The sequence below is a fragment of the Ruegeria sp. BHSA123 genome (assembly GCF_059613425.1).
Map to the genome: position 1 here is coordinate 1 of NZ_JBXWSL010000163.1, position 1343 is coordinate 1343.

The window sequence follows — 1343 nt, forward strand, 5'->3', positions numbered from 1 at the left end:
GTCCTGTGTGGATGGCGTCTGCTTTGCAAGGACAAAATGCTCTGATTGCGCGGCTGGTCAGTACAGTCCTGTGTCCGGCCTTTGATTGCGGCATTTGCTTGAGCCGCTGGCCTTGATGGGTTCCGTGAACCTGGTCCCAATCGGCAAAGCGAACCTGAGAGTTCAGGACGAAGCTCGGGTTTTCCGGGTTCTCGGATGACCGCACGTGCCATCATGGCATTCGTCTTGCAATTCTTTTTTGTTCAGTGCCTCCGGTTATGCCGCTGATTGCCGGTAGTATGTTTCTTTGGTGAGGATCGCCCAGATGATCCGTGCGGCTTTGTTTGCCATCGCGATCGTGGCAAGTCGGACGGGTTTGCGCTCGAGGAGTTGCATGATCCAAGGATGCACGCGTTCTGGATAGCCGCGGGCGCGCTGTACTTGTGAGGTCATACCGATCACCAGAAGCCTTCTTATGTAACGGTCACCCTTCTTGCTAATCCGGCCGAGGCGTTCCTTGCCACCACTCGATCTGTTCAATGGGGTGAGACCAAGCCAAGCAGCAAACTCGCGCCCGTTCTTGAACTGTTTGCCGTCGCCGATGGTGGCGACGATGGCAGAGGCGGTGATTGGACCAACACCAGGGACGGTTCTGATCCGCTTGGCCCGTTCATCGATCCGCGAATGATACTCGATCAGTTTGTCGTAGAACACCACGCGCTCGTCGAGTGCAACAACCTGCTCGCAGAGGGTTTTGAGCATGCTCTTCGCAACGTCTGGCATGTCCGGGCAATCGTTGGTTTTGAACCCTTTGACGAAGCGCATCGCCGCCACCGGCCCGTTCCCGATCACATGACCAAGCTCTCGAAGAAGACCCCGAATCACGTTCAGCATCTGGGTTTTCTGGCGCACGACAAGCTGGCGCACGCGATGCATTGTAAGAAGGGCTTGTTGTTCCTTCGATTTCACAGCGACGAACCGCATGGTCGGTCGCGTGACGGCCTCGCAGATTGCCTCGGCATCAACCGCATCCGTCTTTCCACGCTTCACGTAGGGCTTTACGTAAGTCGCCGGCATGAGGCGCACGTCATGGCCGATTTCAGTCAGCTCACGCGCCCAGTGATGTGCCGACCCACACGCCTCAATTCCGACGAGGCAGCTCGGCAGGGTCTCAAAGAACTTCAGCAATTGTCTGCGGCGGATCGAACGATTGAAGACAACCGTACCGTCATCAGCGATCCCGTGGACCTGAAAGACGTCTTTACCGAGATCCAATCCTATCGTCGTGACTTCCATGGTGGGGCTCCTTTCCTTGCAGAAGATGTCTTCTGCAGTTTGCCGCAAAGCGCGACGGTTGGCTGCAG

General features: G+C 56.6%; 1 protein-coding gene. It reads right to left on the minus strand.

All coding sequences use genetic code 11. The annotated features are described in order from the left end of the window. Positions 1-255 precede the first annotated feature (255 nt). Positions 256-1275 carry an IS110 family RNA-guided transposase gene (locus AC2FNC_RS20775; RefSeq protein WP_496716579.1) on the minus strand — a complete coding sequence of 340 codons (1020 nt, stop codon included), beginning with the start codon at positions 1273-1275 and terminating at the stop codon, positions 256-258. Positions 1276-1343 lie beyond the last annotated feature (68 nt).

Excerpts from the sequence above, each read along its gene's own strand:
- AC2FNC_RS20775 (WP_496716579.1), bottom strand. The coding sequence starts at position 1,275 with ATGGAAGTCACGACGATAGGATTGGATCTCGGTAAAGACGTCTTTCAG.